The 21,206-nt window shown below is 68.8% G+C and carries 19 protein-coding genes, 3 pseudogenes and 2 riboswitches; of the genes and pseudogenes, 17 read left to right on the plus strand and 5 right to left on the minus strand.

Annotated elements, in window-relative coordinates:
• Nucleotides 1–48 precede the first annotated feature (48 nt).
• From QM699_RS16405 to QM699_RS16430, 6 genes and pseudogenes are all read left to right on the plus strand, one after another.
• A pseudogene (locus QM699_RS16405) lies at nt 49–204 on the plus strand (aldehyde dehydrogenase family protein); the annotation flags it as partial.
• A gap of 624 nt (nt 205–828) precedes the next feature.
• Entirely contained in the window at nt 829–2,577 is a 1,749-nt protein-coding gene (locus QM699_RS16410) for an alkaline phosphatase (RefSeq protein ID WP_415012115.1), read from the plus strand.
• A 66-nt stretch (nt 2,578–2,643) separates the two neighbouring features.
• Nucleotides 2,644–3,024: a hypothetical protein gene (locus QM699_RS16415; RefSeq protein ID WP_415012116.1), complete on the plus strand. Its 381-nt coding sequence runs from the start codon at nt 2,644–2,646 to the stop codon at nt 3,022–3,024.
• Nucleotides 3,025–3,197: 173 nt separating this feature from the next.
• Nucleotides 3,198–3,494, plus strand: coding sequence for a hypothetical protein (locus QM699_RS16420; protein WP_415012117.1), 297 nt, complete (start codon nt 3,198–3,200; stop codon nt 3,492–3,494).
• On the plus strand, nt 3,494–4,180 hold the full coding sequence (locus tag QM699_RS16425; protein ID WP_415012118.1) for an ABC transporter ATP-binding protein: 687 nt from the start codon (nt 3,494–3,496) through the stop codon (nt 4,178–4,180). Before QM699_RS16420 ends, QM699_RS16425 begins: the two co-directional genes overlap by 1 nt.
• Nucleotides 4,177–5,415 (plus strand): ABC transporter permease, encoded by a 1,239-nt coding sequence (locus QM699_RS16430; protein ID WP_415012119.1) that lies wholly within the window; start codon nt 4,177–4,179, stop codon nt 5,413–5,415. The genes QM699_RS16425 and QM699_RS16430 overlap by 4 nt, the downstream gene beginning before the upstream one ends.
• A gap of 653 nt (nt 5,416–6,068) precedes the next feature.
• On the opposite strand, the gene QM699_RS16435 is transcribed toward QM699_RS16430, so the two are convergent.
• The gene (locus tag QM699_RS16435) at nt 6,069–6,527 is read right to left on the minus strand and encodes a Rieske 2Fe-2S domain-containing protein (protein ID WP_415012780.1); all 459 of its coding nucleotides are present in this window, start codon (nt 6,525–6,527) and stop codon (nt 6,069–6,071) included.
• 160 nt (nt 6,528–6,687) lie between these two features.
• Nucleotides 6,688–6,880: riboswitch (cobalamin riboswitch) on the minus strand.
• Between the two features lie 165 nt (nt 6,881–7,045).
• Nucleotides 7,046–7,241: riboswitch (cobalamin riboswitch) on the plus strand.
• A 103-nt stretch (nt 7,242–7,344) separates the two neighbouring features.
• Between QM699_RS16435 and QM699_RS16440 the strand changes: the two genes are divergently transcribed.
• The 7 genes and pseudogenes from QM699_RS16440 to QM699_RS16470 form a co-directional block, all read left to right on the plus strand.
• The gene (locus QM699_RS16440; protein ID WP_415012120.1) at nt 7,345–8,367 is read left to right on the plus strand and encodes an ABC transporter substrate-binding protein; all 1,023 of its coding nucleotides are present in this window, start codon (nt 7,345–7,347) and stop codon (nt 8,365–8,367) included.
• Nucleotides 8,364–9,413 (plus strand): FecCD family ABC transporter permease, encoded by a 1,050-nt coding sequence (locus QM699_RS16445; RefSeq protein WP_415012121.1) that lies wholly within the window; start codon nt 8,364–8,366, stop codon nt 9,411–9,413. Before QM699_RS16440 ends, QM699_RS16445 begins: the two co-directional genes overlap by 4 nt.
• Nucleotides 9,410–10,195 (plus strand): ABC transporter ATP-binding protein, encoded by a 786-nt coding sequence (locus tag QM699_RS16450; RefSeq protein WP_415012122.1) that lies wholly within the window; start codon nt 9,410–9,412, stop codon nt 10,193–10,195. The genes QM699_RS16445 and QM699_RS16450 overlap by 4 nt, the downstream gene beginning before the upstream one ends.
• Before the next feature lie 11 nt (nt 10,196–10,206).
• Nucleotides 10,207–10,638, plus strand: a complete 432-nt coding sequence (locus tag QM699_RS16455) for a pseudoazurin (RefSeq protein WP_415012123.1) — start codon at nt 10,207–10,209, stop codon at nt 10,636–10,638.
• 618 nt (nt 10,639–11,256) lie between these two features.
• Nucleotides 11,257–12,335, plus strand: a protein-coding gene (locus QM699_RS16460) for an IS630 family transposase (protein ID WP_415009471.1) whose coding sequence is annotated in 2 segments (ribosomal slippage) — nt 11,257–11,764 and nt 11,764–12,335 — 1,080 coding nt in all. Because the reading frame shifts where the segments join, the coding sequence is not laid out codon by codon here.
• A gap of 82 nt (nt 12,336–12,417) precedes the next feature.
• Nucleotides 12,418–12,729 carry a DUF736 domain-containing protein gene (locus QM699_RS16465; protein ID WP_415012124.1) on the plus strand — a complete coding sequence of 104 codons (312 nt, stop codon included), beginning with the start codon at nt 12,418–12,420 and terminating at the stop codon, nt 12,727–12,729.
• A 154-nt stretch (nt 12,730–12,883) separates the two neighbouring features.
• Nucleotides 12,884–13,318: pseudogene (locus tag QM699_RS16470) on the plus strand (IS5 family transposase); the annotation flags it as partial.
• Between the two features lie 143 nt (nt 13,319–13,461).
• Here the strand turns inward: QM699_RS16470 and QM699_RS16475 are convergent.
• Both QM699_RS16475 and QM699_RS16480 read right to left on the minus strand, forming a co-directional pair.
• Nucleotides 13,462–14,220 (minus strand): type 1 glutamine amidotransferase domain-containing protein, encoded by a 759-nt coding sequence (locus QM699_RS16475; RefSeq protein ID WP_415012125.1) that lies wholly within the window; start codon nt 14,218–14,220, stop codon nt 13,462–13,464.
• 14 nt (nt 14,221–14,234) lie between these two features.
• Nucleotides 14,235–15,008, minus strand: a complete 774-nt coding sequence (locus QM699_RS16480) for an SDR family oxidoreductase (protein WP_415012126.1) — start codon at nt 15,006–15,008, stop codon at nt 14,235–14,237.
• A 279-nt stretch (nt 15,009–15,287) separates the two neighbouring features.
• Here QM699_RS16480 and QM699_RS16485 point away from each other — a divergent pair, with 279 nt between their 5' ends.
• From QM699_RS16485 to QM699_RS16500, 4 genes are all read left to right on the plus strand, one after another.
• Nucleotides 15,288–16,601, plus strand: a complete 1,314-nt coding sequence (locus tag QM699_RS16485) for an HdeD family acid-resistance protein (RefSeq protein WP_415012127.1) — start codon at nt 15,288–15,290, stop codon at nt 16,599–16,601.
• Nucleotides 16,598–17,722, plus strand: a complete 1,125-nt coding sequence (locus QM699_RS16490; protein WP_415012128.1) for an MFS transporter — start codon at nt 16,598–16,600, stop codon at nt 17,720–17,722. Before QM699_RS16485 ends, QM699_RS16490 begins: the two co-directional genes overlap by 4 nt.
• A 231-nt stretch (nt 17,723–17,953) precedes the next feature.
• Nucleotides 17,954–18,712, plus strand: coding sequence for a helix-turn-helix transcriptional regulator (locus QM699_RS16495; RefSeq protein ID WP_415012129.1), 759 nt, complete (start codon nt 17,954–17,956; stop codon nt 18,710–18,712).
• A 441-nt stretch (nt 18,713–19,153) separates the two neighbouring features.
• The gene (locus tag QM699_RS16500; RefSeq protein ID WP_415012130.1) at nt 19,154–19,387 is read left to right on the plus strand and encodes a hypothetical protein; all 234 of its coding nucleotides are present in this window, start codon (nt 19,154–19,156) and stop codon (nt 19,385–19,387) included.
• 16 nt (nt 19,388–19,403) lie between these two features.
• Here the strand turns inward: QM699_RS16500 and QM699_RS16505 are convergent.
• Nucleotides 19,404–20,461 (minus strand): IS630 family transposase gene (locus QM699_RS16505; RefSeq protein WP_415009400.1). Its coding sequence is split into 2 segments (ribosomal slippage): nt 19,404–19,981 and nt 19,981–20,461, totalling 1,059 coding nucleotides; the frame shifts between segments, so codons are not numbered across the junction.
• A gap of 87 nt (nt 20,462–20,548) precedes the next feature.
• Nucleotides 20,549–21,202: pseudogene (locus QM699_RS16510) on the minus strand (recombinase family protein); the annotation flags it as partial.
• Between the last annotated feature and the right edge of the window lie 4 nt (nt 21,203–21,206).

Here is a 21,206-nt window from a genome sequence, read left to right on the forward strand (position 1 = left end):
CGCGGCGAGGGCCACGGCGTAGAACGGTCCCGAACTTCCGGCGATGGCTCGGGGGTCTTCAGCCTCGTCCAGGATGGCGGCCGCGAGTTCGGCGCCGCGCTCGTGACCGATCCCTGCATCAAGGCCGTCGGCTTCACCGGCTCGCTCGCAGGCGGACGGGCGCTCTTCGACCTCTGCGTCGGGAGCCCCGAACCCATCCCCTTCCAGGTTCTGAAGCTGGAAGGATTATATAGTGTGGATCGGCGTGCCTATTGACCCCACCTAGGCGTCCAAGCGTGACCCCCGCTCTGACCTGAATTCTTCTTGAAGACCAGAGATTTGGAGGCCGACGTATGGGGTCACGGTTCGGAGCCGATAGGGGTCATCGGGCGGCGTCGATCCGCAGCCTATGCCCTCGCCGCGCTGCTGCGCTTCCGCCGCACCCTCGACTGACCTGCCTTTTCCGCCTTCGCGCACGACGTTGCAAAAGGCGGTTGTGGCGATGTTGCACGCGGCATTCGCCGAACTGCGAACGGCCGGAGTGGGCGGAGTGGGCGGATTTCGTTAAAGAAGGGAGCTTGAGGGCGGCACGCCTGCACCGGAGCAGAATCGGCGCGAAGAGGGAATCAGCCGCGCGCCCCCCCGTAGAAAATTAACCTTGGAGTTGACTCGTGCACTCCACTCATGCGCTAGCTGACGTATCCCAACAGGGTATCAATACGATCCGGGTCCAAAAGGACCGGCAGGAGGAAGTCAGAGACGCCGGACGAGGAAGCTCTGTCGAATCCCGCAGGTGGCGGGGTAGTAAGGGTTTTCCTCGTCGGCGATCTTATTTGTGGGGGAAGACGCATGAAGCGCTGGATTCTATCAGGCGCGGCCTTGGCGCTGGTGCCGGGCCTGTCGTTCGGTCAGGCCATCTATCCGCTTGATCGGGCGACGATCCTGTCGGGCTCGAAGTTCGACTTCAAGGTCGAGTTCCCGACGATCGTGGCACAGGACGTGATCGCGGTCACGATCAACGGCCAACCCTACGAGGAGATCCTCGGCAAGACGGCCGAGTATGTCGAGAACGAGGACGGCAGCAGCGGCTCGACCCTCATCCTCCGCGACGTGAGCATCGCCGCGCCCGGCACCTACACCGTCGAGGCGAAGGCCGGTGACGCGACGAAGACCGTCGGCTGGGAGGTCTTCGCGACCTCGGCCGAGCCGAAGGCGAAGAACGTGATCTTCTTCCTCGGCGACGGCATGACGGTCGCGCATCGCACCGCCGCGCGGATCATCTCGAAGGGCAACACCGAGGGCAAGGCCGACGGGCGGCTCGCCATCGACGACTTCCAGCACATGGCCTTCATCGGCACCTCGAGCCAGGACTCGATCCACAACGACAGCGCCAACACGATGGCGGCCTACATGACCGGCCACAAGTCGGTGGTGAACGCCCTCGGCGTCTACGGCAGCCGGGCGGAGAGCAACTTCGACCATCCGAAGGTCGAGACCATGGGCGAGGCGATCCGCCGCCACAGCGACAAAGCGCTCGGCATCGTCACGAACACCGAGGTCCAGGACGCGACCCCGGCGGCGCTCGTCTCGCACACGGTCTCGCGCAACGACAAGGCCGAGATCACCGAGATGCACCTCGCCGTCGAGCCGGACCTGCTGTTCGGCGGCGGCTCGGCCTACTTCCTGCCGCAGGCGACGCCGGGCTCGAAGCGCAAGGACGACAAGGACATGATCGCGGCGTTCAAGGACAAGGGCTACGCCCTCGCCACCAGCGCCGCAGAGCTGGAGCAGGCCGTCGCCGACCACAAGGACGGCGGCAAGATCCTCGGCCTCTTCAACACCGGCAACCTCGACCCGACCCTCGACATCCGGGTGACGAAGAAGGGCACCGTCCCGGACTTCCCCGACCAGCCGCTCGTCGCCGACATGACCCGCGCGGCGCTCGACGTGTTGTCGAAGGACCCGGACGGCTTCTTCCTGATGGTCGAGGACGGCTGGACCGACAAGGCGACCCACGCCCTCGACTGGGAGCGCGCGGTCTACGACATGATCGCCCTCGATCAGGCGATCGCGGTCGCCCGCGAGTTCCAGGAGGCGAACCCCGACACGCTGATCGTCTTCGTCGGCGACCACACCCACGGCCTTTCGATCACCGGCACGGTGGACGACGACAAGCCGGGCGACTCCATGCGCGAGAAGGTCGGCACCTACCAGCACGCGGGCTTCACCAACTACACCGACGAGGACGGCGACGGCTTCCCCGACCGGATGGACGTCTCAAAGCGCCTGATGATGTACCTCGGCAACTTCCCGGACCACTACGAGACCTTCCGGCCGAAGCTCGACGGCATCTTCGTGCCGGCGGTGCAGGACGCGGACGGCAAGTACGTGGCGAACGAAGCCTACAAGGACGTGCCGGGTGCGGTGCTGCGGGTCGGCAACATCCCCACCAACATCAACGCCGGCACCCACTCGATCGACGACGAGGTGCTTCAGGCCGACGGCCCCGGTGCCGAGGCGTTCCGCGGCTACATGGAGAACTCGGACGTCTACCGGGTGCTCGCCGACGCGCTGGCGCTGGCGCCGGCCGCGAACTGAGCTATCCTGCGGGAGGGTCCGGGATCGCGAGATCCGGGCCTTCCTTTTTCCCGGGGAGGGGCCGCCATGAATGAACCCGCGACGCTCAACTTTGACGAGATCTTCGCCAGCGTCGGCGTGCTCGGCCACACGTTCTCCGAACGGCTCGCCGCCCTTGACGGCCAGACCGTGCGGATGCGTGGCTACCTCGCGCCCACCGGCCACGGCAACACCGACATCCTCGCCCTGACGCGCATTCCGGTCGCACCCTGCTCCGACTGCGGCAGCGGCCACGACCTTCCCGCCGATGCCGTCTTCGTCTTTCCGGCGGACGGCGACCGCCCGGGCTTCGTCCCGGGCCGCGAGATCGCCGTCGAGGGCGTGCTCGAGCACGGCAGTCTCGCGCTCCCCGAGGCGGAGGCGACGAGCCTTGTGCGCCTGCGCGATGCACGCTGGTCGAGCAACTGAGGAAGGCCCCATGTCCGCGACCCCGCCCCCGGTCGGCCGCCGCGCCTTCATCGGGCTTCTGCTCGGGATGGCGGCGCTCCTGCCGCACCGGGCCGACGCCGCGACCGAGCTTCCGCTTCGACGAGCTTTACGGCAAGGTCGGCGTACTCGGGCTCCAGTTCTCCGAGAAGGTGGTGGCCCTCGACGGCCAGACCGTCCGCATCGTCGGCTACATGGCGCCGCCGCTGAAGGCCGAGGCCGACTTCTTCGTGCTCGGCAAGCAGCCGATGGCGATCTGTCCGTTCTGCTCGTCCGATGCCGACTGGCCCGACGACATCGTCGTCATCTATCTCCGCCGGAAGCAGACCTTCGAGCACACGACCGGTCTGATCGCCGTCGAGGGGGTGCTCGAGCACGGCTCCTGGACCGATCCCGAGACGGGCTTCGTCAGCCTGCTGAGAGTGCGCGACGCGGACTTCCGGTCGGCCTGATGCTGCGCCTCGATATCGAGGGCGTCGCCGTCCGCTTCCCCGACCTCGCCGCTCCGGCGCTCGACCTGCCCCGCTTCGACGTCGCCGCGGGTGAAAGCGTCGCCGTCACCGGCCCCTCCGGCGCCGGAAAGAGCACGTTCATCAACGTCATCACCGGCCTCGAGCGGCCCACCGAAGGCGCCGTCCGCTGGAACGGCACCGACATCGCCCGTCTCGGCGAGGCCGCGCGCGACCGCTGGCGGGCCGGGAACGTCGGCCTCGTCATGCAGGACTTTCACCTCTTTCCCGGCCTCAGCGCGGTCGAGAACGTCCTCCTGCCGGCGCGCTTTCGCCACTTCCGCCTGCCCGACGGGCTCGCCGAGCGCGCCGCCGCGCTCCTCGCCGCGGTCGGCCTCGACGCGGGCGACCGCGGCATCGGCACCTTCTCGCGGGGGGAGATGCAGCGCGTGGCGATCGCCCGGGCGCTCCTGCCGCGGCCCGGCGTGATCGTCGCCGACGAGCCGACCGCGAGCCTCGACGCCGAGAGCGGCGCGGCGGTCGCGGCCCTGCTGACCGGGCTCGCGCAGGAGGCCGGCGCGACGCTTATCGTCGTCACCCACGATCCCGCCCTCTCCGGCCGGCTCGACCGGCGGATCACGCTCGCCGGCGGGCGGCGGACCGACGACACGCTCCGGGAGATCGCATGATCCGCTTCGTCCTGGCCGACCTGCGCCTCCACGCCGTCGGCGCGCTCGTCGTCATCCTCCTGATCGCGAGCGCCACCGCCCTCGGCATGGCCGTCCGCATCGAGGAGCGCGCGCTTCGGCTCGGCAGCGCCCGCGCCGCCGACCGCTTCGACCTCGTCGTCGGCGCGGCCGGAAGCGAGACGCAGCTCATCCTCTCGTCGGTCTTCCTCCAGCCGGCACCACTGACCCTCGTCAGCGGACGGGTGCTGAAGGAGCTCTCGGAGGACCCGCGCGTCGAGTTTGCTGCACCGGTCGGGTTCGGCGACTCCTTTCTTGGCTATCCCCTCGTCGGCACTACGGCGCAATTCGTCGAGAGCCTCGGCCTCGCCGAGGGCGGGCCCGCGTTCGCGACGCTCGGACAGGCGATCGTCGGCGCGAACGTCCCGCTCGAGGCCGGCTACGAGATCCGGCCCATGCACGGCCTGCCCGGCCAGGAGGAGGACGAGCACGAGGAGGTCGTCTATCACGTCTCCGGCCGCCTCGCGCCGACCGGAACGCCGTGGGACCGCGCCATCCTCGTTCCCATCGAGGGCGTGTGGGAGGCGCACGACCACGGCGATGACGAGCCCGGCGAAGAGGGGGATGAGCACGGGCACGGGCACGACCACGACGACGGATATGCGGAGGACGCCCATCTCGGCCCACCGTGGCCGGACGACGTGGAGGGGGTGCCCGCAATCATCGTCAAGCCCCGGACAATCGCGAACGCCTACCAGCTCCGGGGCGAGTACCGCACCGAGACGACGCTCGCGGTCTTTCCGGGCGAAGTGCTGACGCGCCTCTATGCCACCCTCGGCGACGCTCGGCGCGTGTTGACGGCGATCGCGCTCGGCACGCAGGCGCTGGCCGGCGCGGCGGTGCTCCTCGTCGCGATGGCGCACCTCGCCCAGCGCCGGCGCCAGATCGGCGCGCTCCGCGCCTTCGGCGCACCGCGGATCGCGGTCTTCGGGGTGGTATGGGCGGAACTGCTGGTCATCGTCGGGACCGGAGTCGCCCTCGGCGTGCTCCTCGGCTACGTGGGCGCCAAGGCGCTCGCGCTCGGCCTCAGCCGCGAGAGTGGGATCCGCCTTCCGGTGACGCTCGAAGCTTCCGACCTCGGCTTTGCCGCCGCACTCCTCGCGGTCGCCGCCACCATCGCCATCGTCCCCGCGGTCTGGGCCTACCGCCAGTCCCCCGCCGCCGCGCTCCGCGCCTGATACGCTCCACGGAGATCCGGGCGCCTCGCGCTCCTCCTGCGTCGTTGCAGACGTTCCCGGAACCACCCGCTCGCCCCAAGGGCACGGGGGCGCCTGCCAGGGGGCAGTATCCGTTTTGGTCAAGTGGGGTTCGGTGTCCATTTCGGCCTTCGCGAAGCAGGGGGCGTCAGCGAGGACCGGGAGCTTGCGCACGACGGCCGCCAGGGCGAGCTTCTTCGACTTTCCGGCCGCGACGAAGCGCCTGTAGGTGGCGCGCATGTCGGGGGTTGAAGCGGGTGGCGACCAGGGCCGGCATGTAGCGGGCGCGGCGCAGACTGGCCCGGCCGCCGCCGATGAAGGTCCGCCCGGTGGCTCGCCGCCACCTATAACCATCGAGGGTTCGACAGACCTCGCCTTCTCCGAGGACGTGGGCAAGCGCTTCGAGCGCCTACGGTTGGAACGTGATCCGCGTCGAAGACGCTAATGACATCGGCGCGCTCGATTGCGACTTCGCCTAGGTCCTCGGTGCCTTCGAAGTGGCGGGTACGGCGAGGACGCCCCGGCGATCCGCGCCGAGATTGAGCGGCGCGGGCTCGCCATCGAATGCGTCGGCCCGCCGGGGGGCGCGATGGTGCTCTCGTAGGCGATCTTCGCCTCGTTCAGCCGGTGCGGCGTCAGGTAGCGGTCCGCGATCTCGGCGAGGCCGTCGAAGGGGGCGGGGTCCTCGGCGAGGCAGACGAAGACCATGCCGCCGGCGTCCCGGCAGGCGACGGGCCGGAGGCCGTGGTCGGCCGGCTTGAAGTCCGCCCCCATGTCGCGGGCGAAGAGCAGCCGCCCGTCGAGCTCGTAGGTCCACTGGTGGTAGGGGCAGACGAGCTTCGGGCCGAGCCCTTGAGCGCGGTGCACACCCGGCTGCCGCGGTGCCGGCAGGAGTTGTGGAAGGCGCGGATCTGCCCGTCCGCCCCGCGCACGACGAGGACCGGATAGGCGCCGACCTGCAGGGTGACGAAGTTGCCGGTCTTCGGGATCTCGCAGGCCGGGATCGCGAACAGCCAGTCGCGATACCAGAATCTCGGCGAGGTCGACCTCGAGCATCGCGGGGTCGGTGTAGAAGGGCCGCGGCAGCGCGTGATCGGGCACGCGGCTCGCCAGCAGGTTCAGTGCCGTCGGGTTGACGACCATCTCTTTTTCTCCTCGGGGCTACCTCCCGTGGCCGTCCTTGGTTGTGCGGACGGAGAAATGCGACGGCCCCGCCGGCGCGGGCCGGACGGATTCCGTCCGTGCCGCCGCCCGCGGCTCGACGTCTCGCAAGGCTGGTTTCCGGGCTCCGGAGGGGCCTCTCGGCCGACGCGACGCCTTCCCGGGTCCCCAGTGGCATCTCGCCGCGTTCAGTCCTCCGCCACCGTTGCGGGGGCAGCGCCGGCATCCGACCGGCTTCCCAATTCTCCGCTCCTCCCGAAGCGGCACCTTGCGACGACGATGCTACGTCCGGCCGCCGCGCCCATGCACGCGAATTCCGACATCCGGGCGGCCGTTTCGGACCGCTCGGTCCCGCGCGGCAAGACGCGGACGGCAGCGATCGGGGACAACCCCTGCCTTCCGGGATAGGAGCCCTGATCGCCGAGACCGTCTTGTCAGGAGGGCGGGTTCGGGTTAGGGACGCATCGTCGGTTTCCTAAGGGAATTAATAGGGAATCCGTATCCGTCCCCGCGACGGTCAAACGGAACTGCCCCCGCAACTGTAGGTGGTAGTCAACCCCGGATATGCCACTGGGCGCGAGCCCGGGAAGGTCGGGGAAGGCGATGATCCATCAGTCAGGAGACCTGCCGACGCAGGCTGTTCAACCCGAGCGGGTGGGCTCGGGCGCGACAATGGCGTCGGCGCGTTTCCGCACCCGGCCCCCTGTCCGTCCTTCCGCACCGCTCACGATGCATCGGAAGGGACGCACGATGTTGAAGCTCACGTTGAGGCTCACGGCGGCAACCGCCACCACCTTCGCCCTGGCGCCAATGGCGCTGGCCGCGACCGAATACCCGCTGACGCTCACGAGCTGCGGCCACGAGATCACGATTCCGAAGGCCCCGGAAAGCGTGGTCAGCGTCGGGCAGAGCACGACCGAGATCCTCTACGCGCTGGGGCTCGCCGACAAGGTCGCGGGCACGGCGCTCTGGATCAACCCGGTCCTGCCGCAGTTCGCCGAGGTGGACGCGAAGGTCGAGCGCCTCGCCGATAACGCGCCGAGCTTCGAGAGCGTCGTGGGCAAGCACCCGGATCTCGTCGTCACCGCCTACGAGTGGATGATCGGGCCGCAGGGCGCCGTCGGTACCCGCGAGATGTTCGACGATTCGAAGATCCCGAGCTGGGTGATGCCGACCGAATGCGTCGGCAAGGACAACACCCAGAGCATGGACGGCGCGCGCACCGTGATGTTCGACCCCGAGCTCGTCTACCAGGGCATCACCGAGCTCGCACAGATCTTCGACGTGGAGGAGCGCGGCGAGGAGGTGGTCGCCGACCTGAAGGCCCGCGAGGCGGCGGCCACGGAGAAGGCGAAGGCGCTGAACCTGCCCGACAACGTCTCCGCCGTCTTCTGGTACTCCTCGGCCGACATCGAGATCGACCCCTACGTCGCCGGCGCCTATGGCGTGCCGGGCTGGATGCTCTCGACGCTTGGCGTGAAGAACGTCGTCGACTCCGCCGAGGAATGGCCGACCGTCGGCTGGGAGACCATCGTCACTGCCGATCCGGCCTTCATCGTCGCCGCCGAGATGAACCGCCGCCGCTTCCCCGCCGACGACATCGCGGTGAAGCGCGAATTCCTCGCCTCCGATCCGCTGGCGAAGGAGATGAGCGCGGTGAAGAACGACCGCATCCTGAGCATGGAAGCCAATGCGATGGATCCCTCCATGCGCTCGATCTTCGGGCTCGAGGCGCTGGCGGATGCGCTGGCCGGGTTCGACCTGTCGAAATGAGGTCGGGCGTCGCGGTCCGCGGCCACGGTTGGGGCCGAAGCTGGCTCTGGCTCGCGCCGGCCGTTCTGGCCGCGGCGCTGTTCTTCGGCACGGCGGTGGGCGAGACGCGGGTTCCGCTCGGCACCGTCCTCGACGTGCTGGCGGTGAAGTCCGGCCTCGCCGGCCGCGAGGTCAGCGCCGTCGATGTCGGCGTGATCTGGCACTATCGCCTGCCGCGGGCCGTCGTCGCCGCCTGCGGCGGGGCGAGCCTCGCGCTCTCCGGGCTGATCCTCCAGGCGCTCCTGCGCAACCCGCTGGCCGAGCCCTATCTGCTCGGCATCTCCGCCGGTGCCTCGACCGGGGCGGTGGCGGTCTCCGTTGCCGGCATCGGAGCGGGAATGCTGTCGATGTCGGCCGGCGCCTTCGCCGGGGCGCTCACCGCCTTCGCGCTCGTCGCGGCCTTGGCGCGGGCAGCCGGGAGCGACACGGGGCTGCGCGGCGCCGGCGTCATCATCCTCGCCGGCATCGCCGGGTCGCAGATGTTCAACGCGCTGACCGCGCTCATCATCGCCCGGTCGGCCAGCGCCGAGCAGGCGCGCGGCATCATGTTCTGGCTGCTCGGCAACCTCTCGAGCGTGCGCTGGCCCGACACCTGGATGGCGCTTCCCATGGCAGCACTCGGCCTCGGCACAGCCCTCTGGCATGCGAGGACGCTCGACGCCTTCACCTTCGGCGCGGACAGCGCCGCCTCGCTCGGCATCAACCTGCGCGTGACGCAAGCTGTCCTGATCGGCGCGGCGGCGCTGGTGACGGCGATCATGGTCTCGATCGCCGGGGCGATCGGCTTCGTCGGCCTCGTGGTGCCGCACGCGATGCGGATCATCGTCGGGCCGCGCCATGTCCGGCTGGTCCCGGCGACGGCGCTGGCGGGGGCGGTGTTCCTCGTAGTCTCCGACGTGGTCTCGCGCATCACCATCCCCGGCCAGGTCCTGCCCATCGGCGTCATCACCGCGCTGGTCGGCGCACCGGCCTTCGCGCTCATCATGATCCGGGGGCGGCAGCGGTGACGCCGATCCTCGAAGCCGTCGGCGTCAGCCGCGCCGTCCGGGGCCGCGAGATCGTCTCGGACGTGGACCTGCACCTTGCGTCCGGCGAGACGCTGGGCCTGATCGGGCCGAACGGCTCGGGGAAGTCGACGCTCCTCGGCATGCTCGCCGGTCTGACCAAGCCGAGCCGGGGCGAGATCCGGCTCGAGGGCCGGCCGATAACCCGGATGCCGCGGCGCGAGATCGCCCGCCGCCTCGCCCTCGTCGCCCAGTCCGCCGAGACGCAGGACCGCATCTCGGTGCGCGACGCGGTGGAGCTCGGCCGGACCCCGTGGCTCGGGCCGCTCGACCCGTGGGGGCCGGCGCACGAGGCCGCCGTCGCCGCCGCGCTCGACGCGGTCGGCATGAGCGCTATGGCCGGACGCGACTGGTCCTCGCTCTCGGGCGGCGAGCGCCAGCGCGTCCACATCGCACGCGCCCACGCCCAGGCCCCGCGGGTCCTGCTACTCGACGAGCCGACCAACCACCTCGACATCCACCACCAGATCGCCATCCTCGACCTGATCGAGGGGCTCGGCACGACCACGGTCATCGCGCTCCACGACATGCACCACGCGCTGCGCTGCGACCGGATCCTCGTGATGAACCGGGGCCGCGCCTTGGCGCTCGGGCCGCCCGCCGACATCCTGACCCCTGCGCTCATCCGCGAGATCTTCGCCGTCGAGGCGGCGCTGCTCCCCCATCCCGAAGGCGGCCGCCCGGTCTTCGCCTTCCGGCGCCTCGCCGACCATCCTCCCGCCTGAAAGGAGCCTCCATGCTGTTCCGCGCCACCCTGCTCGCCTGCCTGACGCCCCTCGCCGCCATGGCGGAGGTCCACGAGGTGAAGATGCTCAACCGCAACGACACCGGTCCGATGGTCTACGAGCCGGAGTACCTGGTGATCGCGCCCGGCAACTCGGTGAAGTTCCTCGCCACCGACCCCGGCCACAACGCCGCCACCATCGCCGGGATGATCCCGGGCGAGGGCAAGAAGTTCATCGGCAAGATCAACGAGGAGATCGAGGTGAAGCTCGACGACGCCGGCACTTGGGGGATCAAGTGCTCGCCGCACTATACCATGGGCATGGTGATGCTGGTCCAGGTCGGCGACACGCCCGCCACCGAGGCCGACCTGCCCGCAGACCTGCCCGACGCCGTCCGTCAGCGCATGACGGAGATCCTCGCCCGGCACGCTGCGGCGGAGTGAACCGGACCGGATACATGGTTGACATCTCTGGCTGACGACAAGGGTGGCCTGTGTTGGCCGCCATCGCCCGGCCGCCGCAGGGTGGCGTCGGGCCGGCGTAGGTCGGCAGAGCATCCTGATCACTGGACTGACGCCTATCGAGCCGGCGGCTCGAAGTGTCGCCCGTGCTGAAGACCCGTCGCGGATAACTGCGAGATCGGCATCGAGGACCTGAAATTTGGCATTCACGCCACTGGCGATCGGAACCTATGCGAATGCATCGAGGCTGGGCCGCCGAGTCGGGTGTGCTGAACTCGGTGCCGCTGATGATGAAGTCGCCTATGCGGATCGCTGGGACGTGCAGTCCATCGTTACCGCCGGTGCTGCCTCGCCGTTGCCGGTTCTGCCCGACAGTAATGTTGATGACGAGGCTACAAGAGCGAGAGAGCGAGGGCGACGGCGTAGAAGGGCGATACGCGACCCCGTCGGCTCCTGGTCTGGAAATAGGCGCTCGGAGCGAGACGTACCAAGTCGGTTCTCGATCGCTCTAATACCACCGGCCGCGCTTTCTGACTCTCTTGGGATTCCCAATTCGGCTGATCTCTGACTCACTGCGGTCGAGGCAGGAGGAGGCTGGGGATGTCAGCGGCGGTGCAGGTGACAAGAAGGGAGCTGACGGCGGCGGAGCTGAGGCGCGCGGCTGTCAGGAGCCGGGATGCGAAGGCGGCGCGGCGGATGCTGGCGATCGCGCTGGTACTGGAGGGGGTCGATCGGCAGACCGCGGCGGAGACCTGCGGGATGGACCGGCAGACGCTGCGGGACTGGGTGCACCGCTACAATGCCGAGGGGCTGGCGGGGCTCTCGAACCATCGGGGCGGGGCGCAGCCGCGACGGCTGTCGCCGGCGCAGATGGCCGAGTTCGCCTCCTGGGTGGAGGCGGGTCCCGACCCGGCGCCCGTTCCAGTGGGGGACGGGGTGGTGCGGTGGCGGCGGCAGGATCTCGGGCGACGGATCGCGGAGCGGTTCGGGGTGGAGGTGCACGAGCGGACGGTGGGCAAGTATCTGGCGGCGCTCGGCTACCGGCGCCTGTCGGTTCGTCCGCGGCATCCGAAGACCGATCCCGAAGCCCAGGAGGGGTTTAAAAAAGCTTCCCCGACGCGGTAGCCGCGGCGCTGCCCGAGGCGGCACGGGGCAAGCCGCTGGAGATCTGGTTCCAGGACGAGGCAAGGGTCGGCCAGCAGGGCACGCTCACCCGCATCTGGGCGAAGCGTGGCACCCGGCCAAGGGCGCCGCGCGACACCCGCTTCCAGTGGGCCTACATCTTCGGCGCGGTCTGCCCGGATCGCGGCGTGGCGGCGGGCCTCGTCATGCCCTTCGCCGACACCCCCGCGATGAACGCCCACCTCGCCGAGATCGCCGGCGCCGTCGCGCCCGGCACCCACGCCGTGCTCGTCCTCGACGGTGCCGGCTGGCACGGCGGAGGCGGCCTCGTCGTCCCCGACAACATCTCCCTCCTCGTGCTGCCGCCCTACAGTCCCGAACTGAACCCCGTCGAGAACGTCTGGCAATACCTCCGCGCCAACTGGCTCGCGATCAGCGTCTTCGACGACTACGACGCCATCGTCGATGCCTGCTGCGACGCATGGAACCGCTTCGCGACACAGCCAGCAGTCATCGCATCGATCGCATCAAGGGAGTGGGCGAAGGTCAATCCATAAGGCCGGTGGTATAACCAGTAGATCGGCTGCGGTACTTCCGCTTGCTTTGGCCGGGAACGCTACTCGGCAGTGGGCCCGCCGGATGACCATCGGCACCTTCAAGAAGATCGGCAACGAATACACCGGCGAGATCGTCACCCTGAGCGTCCAGGCCACGGGCGTGCGCATCGTCCCCGACCTGCGGACTTCGGGCGAGAACGCCCCCAGCCACCGGGTCCTGGTGGGCCGCGCGGAGATCGGCGCCGCCTGGAGCAAGCGCTCGAGCGAGGGCCGCGACTACCTCGGCCTGAAGCTCGACGATCCGAGCTTCGCGCACCCGAACCTCTTCGACGACGAGGACGGCGAGGGCTACAGCCTGATCCGGTCGCGCCCGAACGCCCGCCGGAGGGACTGATACCACCGGCCGCGCTTTCTGACTCTCTTGGGATTCCCAATTCGGCTGATCTCTGACTCACTGCGGTCGAGGCAGGAGGAGGCTGGGGATGTCAGCGGCGGTGCAGGTGACAAGAAGGGAGCTGACGGCGGCGGAGCACCGCCGCCAGCCTGCTCAAAAAGGGGATGTTCCCCGCCGCATCGGACGCACCAGGGGCGGCCTGAACTCCAAGCTGCACGCCGTCTGCGACGGTGAAGGCAAGCCATTGATATTGCTCATGACCGAAGGCCAGGTCAGCGACGATCGCGGGGCCGCGACACTTCTGCCCGCCCTGCCGGACGCCAAGGTCATGAGTGCCGATCGCGGCTATGACAGCGACTGGTTCCGCGAAGCTCTCACCGGCCAGGGGATCGAGCCCTGCATCCCCGGCCGAAAGAACCGCAAGCAGCCCGTCGACTACGACACCGAACGCTACAAGCAGCGAAACCGCGTCGAGCGCATGTTCGGCAGGCTCAAGGACTGCCGCCGCATCGCAACCCGATACGACCGCTGCGCACACACATTCATGAGCGCCATCTGCATCGCTGCGACCGTCATCTTCTGGGTATGAGTCCTGAACCTAGCCCATAGCCCATAGCGCTTCCTTCCACTCCTTGGAAAAGATTGCACCATCAAAGCCCGGGATCAAACAAGGACTGCGAAGATCTGTCGTGGCGTCATGGCGTATCCCCGTCTCGGGTGCGGCCCCCCACCTCAAGCCTCGTCAAGCGCTTCCAGGACGAGCTCGGCGGTGATGCCGCTGCTGTATTGCTGCTGGCCGGTGATCAGCCGCCCGTCCCGGATGGCGAAGGGCTCGTCGGGTCCGCGGCGGACATAGCCCGATCCGGCGACCCGCGCGGCCTCGCTCTCGATGGTGTAGTCGTTGAGCGTCATGCCGAAGGCGGCGTTGACGGCCGCCTCCTCGGCGTCGGTGAAGCCCGTCCATTTCCGGCCCTCGGCCAGGAACCGCCCGTTCGACAGGCGCGTCCAGAGCAGGAGCGCCGAGCCGTGGCAGATCAGGGCGACGATCCGGCCGGTTTCATAGAAGGATGCGATGAGGGCGTGGAGCGAGACGTCGTCCCGGAAGGTCAGCAGCGGGCCGCCGCCGCCGGCGACCCAGACCGCGTCGTAGTCCTCGACCCGGACGGCCGAGATCGGCAGCGTGTCGCCAAGCATCGCGCCGAACCTCGGATGGTTGACGAAGCCGAGGCTGATCAGGTCGTCGGTATAGGCTCCGCCCGGCGTGCGCGGGTCGCTGTGGGTGTCGTACATCACCGCGCCGCCCGCCGGCGAGGCGAGATCGACGCGATGCCCCGCCTCGGTGAACATCAGGAAGGCGCGGGTCATCTCCTCGGCGAAGAAGCCGACGGGAATACCTTTGAGTTCGGTGGTGTTCGAGACGATCGACAAAATCCGGCGCGGCTTGCGCCGCGCGCCCAACCGGGTTTCGAGCCTCAGGTCCGACGCCGCCATGGCGGAGCTCCTGTTTACTTGGTCGTATAGCCGCCGTTGACGAGGATCGTCTGCCCGGTCATCCACCAGCCGTCGGAGACCATCATCCGGATCCAGGGGACGATGTCGCCGATATCGGTGAGGCCGGTCTTCGAGAAGCCCGAGAGCGCCGCGGCCGATCGGTGATAGGTGACCGCGTCCTCGCCCTCGGCCGGATAGAAGAAGGGCGTGTCCATCGGACCCGGCCCGATCGCGTTGACCGAGATCCCCCGCTCGCCGAATTCCTTCGACGCCGCGCGGGTGAAATGCTCGACCGGCGCCTTGGTCCCGGCGTAGCTCGCGTAGAACGGCGTATAGGCGCCGAGCAGCGACGTGACGAGGGTCACCACCTTGCCGTTGTCGTTCAGGTGGAGCCCGCATTCTTTGAGGAAAAAGAACGCAGTCTTGGAATTGACCGCGCTCATCTCATCATACTCCGCCTCCGAGATCTCGGTGATCGGCTTCTTCAGCACCTTGCCCACGGTGTTGACTGCGATGTCCGGCCGCCCCACGGCGGCCAGGACATCCTCGAAGAGCTTCGCCATCGCCCCGGCCGAGGTCAGATCCGCCTGGAACGCCACCGCCTCGGCGCCCGCCTCGCGGATCGCGGCGACCGTCGCCTCCGCGTCGGCCGCGCTCGCGGCGCTGTTGTAATGGATCGCCACCGCCTTCGCCCCATGCGCGGCGAGATCGCGGCTCAGGAGCCCACCGAGGTTCTTGGCGCCCCCGGCGATCAGCGCGACCTTGCCTTCGATTCCGTTCGTGGTCATCTCCGCAGCCCTTTCTCTCGTTCCGTTCAGGCCGGAGGCGGTGCCCGGTCCGACAGGAGCGCCGCCGATGCGGCCTTCTGTCCCGGGATGCCGGGAGGTGACAAATCGCGCGACACGCACAGGCGAAGTTCATGGCGTCTTTCCGACAGGACGCTCGGATTTTGCAAAATCCGGGGCTGTCACCCGGGGCACGCACGAGCCTAAATCGGCATGGGACATGCGCCGACGGCGCCCTCCCGGACCAATCGCACCCCACACGGACTTTCGAAAGACTCCCGCATGATCCGCCTCGCCTTTCTCCTGCTCGGCGCCCGGACGATCAGGCCGCTCTGGCCCGCCCTCCTCGCCCTCGGCCTGGTCTGGATCGGGGTCGGCGCCTGGCTGCTCTTCAACCTGCGCGATCGCGAGGTCGTTTATGTCGAGGACACGCTGGCGATCTTCCTCGCCCTTGAGGGCGTCGTGCTCCTCGCCGCGGGGCTGATGATGGGAGCGCGCCGTTTCTGGGGTGAACTGGTCCGCGGGATCTGTTTCCTTTTCCTCGCCTTCCTCGTGTTCAACGTCGTCTGGGACCACAATTTCGGCGCCATGGTGATCTTCGGCGCGGCCTTTCTGATCGACGGCGTCTTCCGCGTCGCCTCCGCCCTCGTCCTGCGCGACAGCCGGCTGGTCCGCGGAGTCATCTCCGGGGTGATCTCGATCCTGCTCGGCTTCGTCATCTTCGCTCGCTGGCCGCTGCCGCGCGATCTCACAGTGCCGTTCTGCATGGCGCTGCTCTTTATCTCCTCGGGGCTCGCCACCCTGCGCCTCGCGGCCCAGCTGCGCCGCCTGCCCCCCGGAGGCTCCATCACCAGCCTGCCGATACATCGGGCCCGCAACTGGCAGGCCCGCGGCGTCGCCGTCCCGCCAGTCGACGGCGAGGTGGCCCCGGTCCAGGGCGCGCTCAACATCCGGGTCTGGACCGCGACCGGCTCCATCGCCGATCCCGAGCGACACCTGATCGTCGACCGCTACATCGCAACCCTCGACGCCAAGGGCCACGTCTCCACGGGCCACGCCGCCCTTGAACTGCCACCCGACCTCTATGTCAGCCACTATCCCGCCCAGGAGATCGAGCGAAACTCCGACGAATTGCTGACGATCCTGAACTCCGGCCGCCGCAACGACGTGCCGGGCAAGTTCCAGCCCTCGCTCGCCGTCGAGGCCGCGGACTGGTGTATGCCCGACCAGACCGTGACCCTCGCCAGATACAACGAGGCGGCGTTGCGTGCGTTCTGGGCGGACTATTCGCGCGATACCACCTACAATCTCGCCGCGCGCAATTGCTCCACCACCGTGGCACTCTGTCTCGACGCCGCTACCGAGGGCCTCGCCTCCACCGGCCGACCGTTGCGCGATTTCATCCGCCTGACGCTGAACCCGGAGTTCTGGATGCTGCACCTTGTGCGCGGCCGCGCGGAGGCGATGACCTGGACCCCCGGGCTCGTCCTCGACTATGCTCGCCTGCTGCGCCAGGTGCTGGAATTCGGTCAGCGCCGCTGGCGCGACCGCTTCGCCTATGCGCTCGCCGTGCGCCGGCGGGAGCGCGACCGATGAGCCAGCGTCGGACCCAGGTGGCCGTCATCGCGACCGCCGCCGCCTTCGGCCTCACCTATGGTCTCAGCGCTCCGCTGATCGCGCTTGAGCTCGCCGGGCGCGGCTTCTCCGGCACGGTGATCGGCGTCAACGCCGCGATGCACGCCGTGGGGGTCCTCCTCATCGCTCCCGTCCTGCCCCATGTCGTCGCCCGCGCCGGCCTCGCGCGGCCCGCGCGTGTCTCGCTGCTCGCCGCGGCGATCCTGCTCGCCCTCTTCCCGCTACTGCCTGCCCTCGGCCTCTGGTTCCTGCTGCGGATCCTGCTCGGCATGTCGGCGGAATCGCTCTTCGTCCTCTCGGAATCCTGGCTCTCCGAAAGCGCCGACGAAGCCTCGCGCCCGAAGGTGATGGGGATCTATGTCGCCGCGATGTCGGGCGGCATCGCGCTCGGCCCGACCATCCTCGCGGGGACCGGCCGCGATGGCGCCCTCCCTTTCCTGATCGGCGCGGCCCTTGCCCTCGCCGCGCTCCTGATCCTCGTCCTCAGCCACCCCGACGAGCCGCAGGCCGACCAGGCGCGGGAAGCGGGGCTCCTCGCCTGCTTCCGGCGCGCGCCCCTGCCGGTGGCTGCCGCCGGGCTCAACGCGGCCGTCGAGGCCGCGGGCCTCGCACTCCTGCCGCTCTATGCCATGGCGCTTGGCTGGAGCGAGGCGGGGGGCACGCTGCTGCTCAGCGTGCTCCTGATCGGTGCCATCCTCCTGCAAGCGCCGATCGGCTGGCTCGGAACGCGGATCGACCGAGGACGCCTCACCGTCTGGCTCGCGGTGCTCTCGGGTCTCGGTGCGCTCGCCTGGCCCATGGCCTTCGCCCATCCCTGGCTCGCCTGGCCGCTGGTCTTCGTCTGGGGAGGCGCTTTCGTCGGGATCTACACTCTCGCCCTGACCGAGGTCGGCGCGCGCTTTCGCGGGGCCGACCTCGCCGGGGTCTTCGCCGCCATGTCCGTCGCCTGGGGCCTCGGCGCGCTCGCGGGCCCCCTCCTCGGCGGCCTCGCCGTCGGTCTCCTCCGGCACGGCCTGCCGCTCCTGACCGCCGCGCTCTGCCTCGCCTTCGCCCTCGCCCATGCCGCTCGGCGCCGCTCCTGACCCCGCTCGGGCGCGAAGTCCTTGCGGCGCGTCCCGCCGGATGCTTCAATCCGCGCGAGAAGTGATCCCGCATGTTCGTTTCGGGATCGCCTCGTGATCCGTGGTGGGGACAGGCATATGCGGACCTTCCTTCAGGGCATTCCCGATTCATGGGGTCCGAAGCATTGCACCGCGACCGGGGCCGTCGCGCATACCCGGACCGGGCCGGACCAGATCGTCCTGACGCCGCCCGTGACCTTCGCCCTCATCCTGCTCACGCCGCAGCCCGACCGTGAAGTCGCGCTCGGGGCCGACCGCTGGACCATCGGCCTCGCGCCGATCGGTGGTGTCGAGATCGTGCCCGCCGGCGCCGACCTCTTCGCGCGCTGGCGGACCGAGAAGGAAAACATGCTCTTCGCCCTGGGGGCGGAGCAGCTCGCCGAACTCGCCGACGGTGAGTTCGGCGACGACGAGGTAACGTTACGACCGCCTGGCATCGGATTCATCGATCGCGGCGCGCTCTGTCTCGCCCAGATGGCCCGCGACGAGATCGGGCGGGGCGAGGAAGCGAACACGCTCTGCCTCGACAGCCTGATCGTCCTGCTCGGCACGCATCTGCTGCGCTCCTACTCGACCTTCGCCGGCCGTTCCCCTCGCCGTCATGTCGGCGGCCTTGCCCCGCTCCGCTGGCGGTTTATCCGTGACTATATCGAGTCTCATCTCTCTGAGAGACGGCTCTCGATCCGCGAGCTCGCGACCACCGTCGGCCTGTCGCCGAGCCATTTCCTGCGCGCCTTTCGCGAGACAGCCGGACAGGCGCCTCATAGCTACGTGATCGAGCGCCGTCTTGTTCTGGCCGAGCGGCTCATTCGCGAGGGCGACCTCCCTTTGAACGTCATCGCCTCCATGGCGGGCTTCGCCAGCAACAGCCATATGACATCGAGCATGCGCCGGGTCCGCGGCTATACCCCCAAGGACCTTCGCTCCGATGGAATGCGCCGGCTCATCTAGCAGGGCGCCCAAGAAGCCGGTCACCGAAATCCCGGAGACCGGCTATGACGAGATGAGCGCGGGCTTAACCTGAACGACAACGGCAAGGCGGTGATGCTCGTCACGTCGCTGCTTGGCGCCTGGCGCGCCACCCGTGCGCCGGAGATCGAGACGTCGACGATCCGGCAACTCCGGCGCTCGCCGCGACCCGGATCAGACAGCCCGCGGCTCGTCTCCCGGTCACGCGCCTTGCTTCCCTTTCGCCCTGGCGCGCCGCGCCAGCCAGCCCGCAGAACCACCCGGTGAAATGTAATGCGATTCTGCGAGAATGCGCGGTTCCTGACAGGATTCATGGGCCGCCCGTCCGGCTTCCATCCTATCCATGGACGACGAACGTGGTGATCAGCCGCGGGCCTGCCTCGCGGATGTAAAGCCACACGCAAGAGAAGGAAGGATACCTCTGTGAAAGCGCCCAGAAGCACACTCCTGGCCGGTTCGGTCCTGCTCGCCGCCATCGGACTCGGCGGCTGCGTCGATTTCGACAAGCTCGATCATGACAACTACGTCGCCGGGTGCAAGACGCTCGGAATCGACCAGAACTCGCCCGACTTCAACCAGTGCATGATGCAGCAGCAGCGGCTGAACGAAGCGGATACCCAGGGCATTCTCGACCGGGAGGCGGTGAAGGGCCACTGATACCAACCCGCATTGATCAGAACCCTTGCGCCCAGTCCCGACGGCCGATGGATCGGATGCGCCAGGGTTGGTCGACGAGGTCGTTCCAAGCGGCGCAGCAGTGGGCGACGATGTCGTCGTAGCCCTTGAAGACCCGGTTCGAGAGCCAGTTGTCGCGCATGAACTGCCAGATGTTCTCGACCGGGTTCAGCTCGGGCGAGCGGGGCGGCAGCGGCAGGATGGTGATGTTCTTCGGCACGATGAGGGCGCGGGCGAGGTGCCAGCCGGCCTGGTCGAGGATGAGGATGGCGTGGGCGCCCGGCGCCACCGCGGTGCTGATCTCCGCGAGGTGCGTCTGCATCGCCGGCGTGTCGCAGAACGGCATGACGATGCCGGCGCCCTTGCCCTCGGCCGGGCAGATCGCGCCGAAGATGTAGGCCCAGGCGGTGCGCTGGTCGTGCGGCGCCCGCGGTCGGGCGCCCCGCCGCGCCCATCTTCGGGTGAGCTTGTTCTTCTGCCCGATCCGCGCTTCGTCCTGGAACCAGAGTTCTATGCGCTTGCCGGGATGCGCGGCGCGGACCTCCGCCACGCGCTCCGGGAGACTTTTTTGAAAGCCGCCGCCGCCTCCGGATCCTGGGCGTAGTGCCGCGGCCGCGCCGAAAGCTTGCGGAAGCCGAGCGCCCGGAGTTCCCGTCCCACCGTCGCCTCGCTCACCGACACCCGGAACGCCTCCCAGAGCCACTGCACCAGGTCGATCCGCCGCCAGCGCACCACCCCGTCGCGCCAGGGCTCAGGTCCCGCCTCCACCACCTGCGCCAGCGCCGCCCGATGCTCTGCCGTCAGTGTCGGCGCCTTGCCGGGGGCATGCCGGTCGATCAGCCCCGACGGGCCTTCCGCGTTGAACCGCAGCACCCAGTCCCGCACGATCTGCAGCCCGACCCCGCCGACCCGCGCCGCCTCCGTCCGCGTGCCGCCCTCCGCGATCACCGCCAGCGCCAGCAGCCGACGCACCTGCTTCGCATCCCGGCTGTCCCGCGCCAGCCGGCGAAGATCGTCACCATCCAGATCACCCCGAAGCCCGATCGCTGCCGCCATGGAAAACCCCTTCGTTCTCCATGATGAATCACGACAACGCCCTCAGGGGAATCCCCCGCGTGAGTCAGGACCTATGCGCGCTGGTATTATCGTGCTGTCGTTCCAGCGCTTGCCGGTCGGGTTGGCAATGCCGTCGCGGTTGAGGTCGGCGGCAATGCGCTGCGGCCCCTTGCCCGCGACATATTCGCGGAAGATGCGGCGCACCACCTCGGCCTGTTCCTCGATGATCTCCCGTTCACCCCGGATCGGCTCGCCACGCGCATCGAGCTGGTGAACGACGCGATAGCCATAGGCGTTGCCGCCGCCGATCTTGCCGGCCTCTACCCGGCCACGGATGCCGCGACGAGTCTTGATGGCGAGGTCTTTCAGGAACAGCGCGTTCATCGTGCCTTTGAGGCCTACATGAAGCTCGTTGATCTCGCCTTCCGACAGGGTGAAGATAGTCACATCAGCGAAGCGCAGGCGCTTGAACACCCCGGCCACATCCTCCTGGTCGCGGCTGATGCGGTCCAACGCCTCGGACAACACCATGTCGAAACGGCCCGCCTGCGCGTCGGCTAGCAGGGACTGGATGCCCGAGCGGATGAGCGATGCACCGGAGATGGAACGGTCGGAATAGGTCTCCACGACGGTCCAGCCCTCGCGGGCGGCGCGTTCGCGGCACTGGCGCAACTGGTCCTCGATAGAGGCATCGCGCTGATTGTCGGACGAATAGCGGGCGTAAAGGACAACGCGGGTCATCGGG

The sequence above is a fragment of the Amaricoccus sp. genome (genome assembly GCF_047602525.1).
GTDB lineage: Bacteria > Pseudomonadota > Alphaproteobacteria > Rhodobacterales > Rhodobacteraceae > Amaricoccus.

Bases quoted from the DNA above. Each gene is read 5' to 3' on its own strand.
- QM699_RS16410 (WP_415012115.1), top strand. From the start codon at position 829: ATGAAGCGCTGGATTCTATCAGGCGCGGCCTTGGCGCTGGTGCCGGGC.
- QM699_RS16415 (WP_415012116.1), top strand. From the start codon at position 2,644: ATGAATGAACCCGCGACGCTCAACTTTGACGAGATCTTCGCCAGCGTC.
- QM699_RS16425 (WP_415012118.1), top strand. From the start codon at position 3,494: ATGCTGCGCCTCGATATCGAGGGCGTCGCCGTCCGCTTCCCCGACCTC.
- QM699_RS16430 (WP_415012119.1), top strand. From the start codon at position 4,177: ATGATCCGCTTCGTCCTGGCCGACCTGCGCCTCCACGCCGTCGGCGCG.
- QM699_RS16440 (WP_415012120.1), top strand. From the start codon at position 7,345: ATGTTGAAGCTCACGTTGAGGCTCACGGCGGCAACCGCCACCACCTTC.
- QM699_RS16445 (WP_415012121.1), top strand. From the start codon at position 8,364: ATGAGGTCGGGCGTCGCGGTCCGCGGCCACGGTTGGGGCCGAAGCTGG.
- QM699_RS16455 (WP_415012123.1), top strand. From the start codon at position 10,207: ATGCTGTTCCGCGCCACCCTGCTCGCCTGCCTGACGCCCCTCGCCGCC.
- QM699_RS16465 (WP_415012124.1), top strand. From the start codon at position 12,418: ATGACCATCGGCACCTTCAAGAAGATCGGCAACGAATACACCGGCGAG.
- QM699_RS16475 (WP_415012125.1), bottom strand. From the start codon at position 14,220: ATGGCGGCGTCGGACCTGAGGCTCGAAACCCGGTTGGGCGCGCGGCGC.
- QM699_RS16480 (WP_415012126.1), bottom strand. From the start codon at position 15,008: ATGACCACGAACGGAATCGAAGGCAAGGTCGCGCTGATCGCCGGGGGC.
- QM699_RS16485 (WP_415012127.1), top strand. From the start codon at position 15,288: ATGATCCGCCTCGCCTTTCTCCTGCTCGGCGCCCGGACGATCAGGCCG.
- QM699_RS16490 (WP_415012128.1), top strand. From the start codon at position 16,598: ATGAGCCAGCGTCGGACCCAGGTGGCCGTCATCGCGACCGCCGCCGCC.